The organism is Stieleria sp. (genome assembly GCF_041595215.1).
Taxonomy (GTDB): domain Bacteria; phylum Planctomycetota; class Planctomycetia; order Pirellulales; family Pirellulaceae; genus Stieleria; species Stieleria magnilauensis.
The window spans coordinates 1-4,591 of sequence record NZ_JBFHKV010000716.1 but is presented as its reverse complement, the minus strand read 5'-3'; the positions used below and the strand labels follow the sequence as shown (position 1 = coordinate 4,591).

3 protein-coding genes are annotated in these 4,591 nt (G+C 60.0%); all 3 read left to right on the top strand.

Annotated elements, in window-relative coordinates:
- The first annotated feature begins 449 nt into the window (after window positions 1-449).
- Window positions 450-1,208 carry an NIPSNAP family protein gene (locus ABX749_RS23035; protein WP_372898055.1) on the top strand — a complete coding sequence of 253 codons (759 nt, stop codon included), beginning with the start codon at window positions 450-452 and terminating at the stop codon, window positions 1,206-1,208.
- Between the two features lie 309 nt (window positions 1,209-1,517).
- On the top strand, window positions 1,518-4,148 hold the full coding sequence (locus ABX749_RS23030) for a TolC family protein (RefSeq protein WP_372898054.1): 2,631 nt from the start codon (window positions 1,518-1,520) through the stop codon (window positions 4,146-4,148).
- A gap of 188 nt (window positions 4,149-4,336) precedes the next feature.
- The coding region (locus ABX749_RS23025; protein ID WP_372898053.1) for a hypothetical protein at window positions 4,337-4,591 on the top strand (255 nt) is incomplete at its 3' end.

Below are 4,591 nucleotides of genomic sequence, written 5' to 3'. Positions count from 1 at the left end.
GCTGCGACCCCGTTCGGGGGCGTCTTGTGTGGTGTTTCTCGGCTCCGGCGTTGTTCGCTTCGCTCGCCCGCCGGCTACGTGCTAGCATCCCGTTCGGGATGCGGACCCCGGATGGGGACAGACCCTAGGTGACCGGGGACAGACCCCAGGTGAACTTTCGTTGACCGGGGACAGACCCCGAATGATCCGGACGGGGACAAACCCCGGAAGAGCTTGGTCAAAAGATTAGTTGGTCAAAAAATGGGGTGTCCCGATTGCAAGACAACCACGGACCTGAGTGCTCGTATTTTTTGACCAATCCATTTTTTGACCCCATGCTTGTCTTTCTCCTCGGGGGTGGATGAATGGGGACAGGTGGATGAATGGGGACAGACCCTCGGCTTCCTCGGTGGGTGGATTTGGTAACCTTGATGCCCTGTCGCTTCCCTCTCTCCCACCTGGATCACAGCATGATGTTCACTCGAAAATTGATGGTTGTTGTCGCGTTCGGTTGGCTTGCCTCCACACTGATCGTGACACCCGACGCACAGGCCGACGTTTATGAATTGCGGATTTATAAGACGGCCGAAGGCAAACTCGATGCGCTCAACGCTCGCTTCCGCGACCACACCATGCGGCTGTTCAAGAAGCACGGCATCGAATCGATCGGCTACTGGGTGCCCACCGACGAAGAGGCCTCCAAGGACACGCTGATCTACGTGATCAAGCACGCCAGTCGTGAAGCCGCCGCCGAGTCCTGGAAAGCGTTTATCGCCGATCCGGAGTGGAAGAAAGCCGCCGCGGCATCCGGCGTCGGACGATTGGCCAAGCCGCCCGAATCGATCTACATGGAGGCGACCGACTACTCGCCCAACTACGAAAACGCCGAAGGCGATGAAGACGACGTTTTTGAATTGCGGATCTACAAGGCCCGCGAAGGCACCCTCGGAAAACTCGATGCCCGGTTCCGAGATCACACCATCGACCTATTTGCCAAGCATGGCATCAAGTCCGTCGCCTATTGGCATCCGACCGACGAGCCGGATTCGAACGACACCTTGATCTACATCATCGAGCACGAAAGCGCGGACGCGGCCAAGCAATCCTGGAAAGCCTTCGGATCGGACCCGGCGTGGAAAAAAGCCGCCCGCGAATCCGGTGTCGGTGGCTTGGCCAAAAAGCCCGAATCGATCTACATGAAGGCGACGGATTACTCGCCGATCCAATAAGCCCGCCTCGCGACGCACGATCCGATCATGCCAGGATGAGTCCTGGCCGCTGGCTGCCGTGATCCGCGCCCTGGAAATGGAGACGCGGTGGAAGACTTCACCGCATTTAACGTCTTTGGCGATAAACCCGTTCAAGATGCTCGCGCCGACGCTTCGATAAGCCTCTGAGGAGGAGCCTGGTAATATCGGTGGCGTTGGCATTGACTCGAGCGAGGTGGCTCCGGACGAGTCACACGGGCGGCAATGATGCGAGATCCCTCTTGCGCACACACGATCCGATCCTCGATTCGATTGCTAGCATGCATACTCATGCTCAGCAGTCTCAGCATCGGGTGTAGCCGTTCCAAGTACCGATTGGCGGCTGACCAGGAAGCGTACAACGCGATCGCCCAACGCAACGGCGACCCGCGTTGGAGCACGGTGAAGTATGGCATCGAGCCCGATCCGCGGAGCCGCTACGCCGACGTCTACGACCCGGACTGTCCACCGATCCCGGTCGACGACCCCGCCTCGCAGCAGTACATGCGATGCGTCGACGGCAAGCAAGGTTGGCGGCATTGGTACGACAACGGCATCCGCGCCGGATTGGAAAACCCCGCTTGGCAGGCGTTGCTGGGCGAGTACGTCGAACTCGCTGACGATGATTCGGTGATGCTAGACATCGATTCCGCGTTACGTCTGGCCTACGTGCACTCGCCGAATCATCAAACACAGCTCGAAACACTCTATCTGTCGTCGTTGGACGTCACCCGCGAGCGATTCGAGTTGGACACCCAATTCTTTGGCGGCTATGACATCGGCTATAGCCACAACGGCTCGATCATTCCCGCGCGACTGAATCATGACGGTAGTCGATGGGTGATCGCTCCACCCCAAACAGGCGCGCAACGCAATTTGCTCGCGATCGGCACGACCGGCCAGCGGCGGGCGTTGGAGGCGCGGCGCCAATTCGCGACCGCGGGAACCCTGTTGGCCGGCTTTGCCAACTCCTTCGTGTTTGAGTTCACCGGACCGGACGCGGGACTTTCCGCCTCGCTGTTGAACTTCACCTTTCTGCAGCCCCTGTTGCGTGGTGCGGGCCGTGACATCGGGCTCGAAGGCCTGACGCAAGTCGAACGCACGTTGTTGGCCAACCTGCGATCTTATGCGCAATTTCGACAAGGCTTTTACACGCAAGTTGCGATCGGCGAACTGGGCGTCGTCGGTCCGCAGCGAAACGGACGCGGCACCAGCCTGCAAGTGTTCGGCGGCCAGGCTCAGCTCGGTGGTTACGTCGGCTTGCTGCGACAGTTGCAACAAATCCGCAACGCCGAAGACAACTTGAATTTGCAAATTCGTACCCTCGCCCAGTTGGAAGCGTTGCTCGTCGCGGGGCTGATCGATTTGGTCCAAGTCGACCAATTCCGGCAGAACGTCGAACGCGATCGGGCCAGTTTGTTACAAAGCCGAAACGACTTCCTGAGATCACTTGACCAATACAAAGCCTTCACGCTCGGACTGCCGCCCAACTTGCCGGTCGAATTGGATGACGATCTGATCCATCAGTTTCAACTGGTCGATCGTGCGGCCACTGCGATTCAAGACACGATCGCTGAATTCCAGCGGCGTCCGAGTGAATTGGGCGAGAACCCCGATCCGGAAGCCATCGAGTCGCTCCGTCGCGACGTCTATGAACTTGTCCAACCCCTTCGCGAAAACCTGGTCATCGTGGCCACCGATTTGAAGTTGGCCAAAGATTCGATTCCGCTTCGCCAGCGCGCGATGGACGACGCGGCCAAGGAAGCCTTCGCCCGCGAGATCGCCGAACTGGACACCGGCTACGCCGATCTGCTGGTCCAGTTGGAACGCATCGAAATCGAAGTGGAACGGATGAAAGCAGGTTTGCCGCGGCTTCCCGATCCCGACGAATTCTCGCTCCGACTGGATGCCGATGAAGATGACGTGGCGCCCGTTGTGGATGAGCCAGACAGTATTGCACCAAGCAGTGATGCACCCGACGGTGCTGCAACGATCGCCGAGTTGGTCAATCCGACCGCCGAGGTGACCAGCGACATCGACCGCACGGTGATCCTGCTTCGCAAGATGCTGCGGCTGATCCAAGGCTCGATCCTGGTCCAAGCACGCGCCCGATTGGAGGCCGTCAGTGTCGATCGGATCACGTTGCAGACCGAGCAGGCGTATCAGATCGCGCTTCAAAATCGATTGGACTTCATGAACGGTCGCGCCGCGTTGGTCGACGACTGGCGACAGATCCAGATTGCTGCCGACGCATTGCAGTCGGTTTTGGATTTCAGCGCCAGCGGTTCGGTCCAGACCGATCGCAACAATCCGCTCAGCTTTCGCGGTTCGACGGGCAGCGCCGCGGTCGGCCTGCGGTTCGATGCGCCATTGACGCGTCTGGTCGAACGCAATCAGTATCGTGAATCGTTGATCAATTACCAACGCAGCCGCCGCGCGTTGATTCAATCGCACGACTCGTTGCATTTAGGGTTACGTGTGCTGCTCCGCGAGATCGAGCAGCTGAGGACCAACTTGGAGATCCAGCGCCGTGCCGTCGCGATCGCCATTCGACGCGTCGACGTGACCGGCTCGGCGCTTTACGCTCCCGTTCCGCCGCCGCAACCCGGCCAGCGTTCGGCCCCCTTTGGACCGACCGCCGCGATCAACTTGTTGTCCGCCCAGTCCGCGCTGCGCGATACTCAGGATTCATTCTTGACGGCGTGGCTGAGCTACTACGCGGCGAAGTTACGCCTCGCTCGCGAGTTGGGCGTGATGGAACTTGACCTGGAAGGCCGCAGAATCGAGACGCCGCTGCCTGGCGAAGTCTCCCCGCTGGAATTCGATGCGACGGACGTGGACCCGTTGCCACCGCCGATCGGTCAGACGCTGATCGATGCGGCACAGCTTCCCGTCGAAGGTCTGATCGAAGCGGACCAGTGACTCTCGACGCCTCTCCCGCTCTGCCGGGGACCGGTCGGATGCTCCTTGATTCCGGCGGGTTTTTGTCCACGTTTCTTTTGCGTACTTGGTCTTCTTAGGCCTGGGATCGGTTTACGATGTATTCCACTTTCTCGCTTTGTCCGCCCGCCTAACGGGGCTTGTCTCCCTCCGGCACCCGAATCCTCCCGATGATGTCGCTCGCTTCCTCTCCCGCCAGACGCGCGTCGCCCGAACAGGGTCACGGCGACGCGACCGGATCGTTGCGCACCGCCGCGGCGACGCCGAAGCGACCAACACGCTGGCTGCTGCGGATCATTCTGCTCGTCTCTTTCGTGGGCATCCTGATCGGTGGGACGGTGGTTCTGCCGGGATGGCCTCTCACGACGGTCACTGGCCCGCACCAGACCCACACCATCTCACGCGGCGACTTGGTCGTCTCGGTG

What these genes read in the sequence shown, in the direction of transcription:
- ABX749_RS23035 (WP_372898055.1), top strand. Translation starts at nt 450, where the DNA reads ATGATGTTCACTCGAAAATTGATGGTTGTTGTCGCGTTCGGTTGGCTT.
- ABX749_RS23030 (WP_372898054.1), top strand. Translation starts at nt 1,518, where the DNA reads ATGCTCAGCAGTCTCAGCATCGGGTGTAGCCGTTCCAAGTACCGATTG.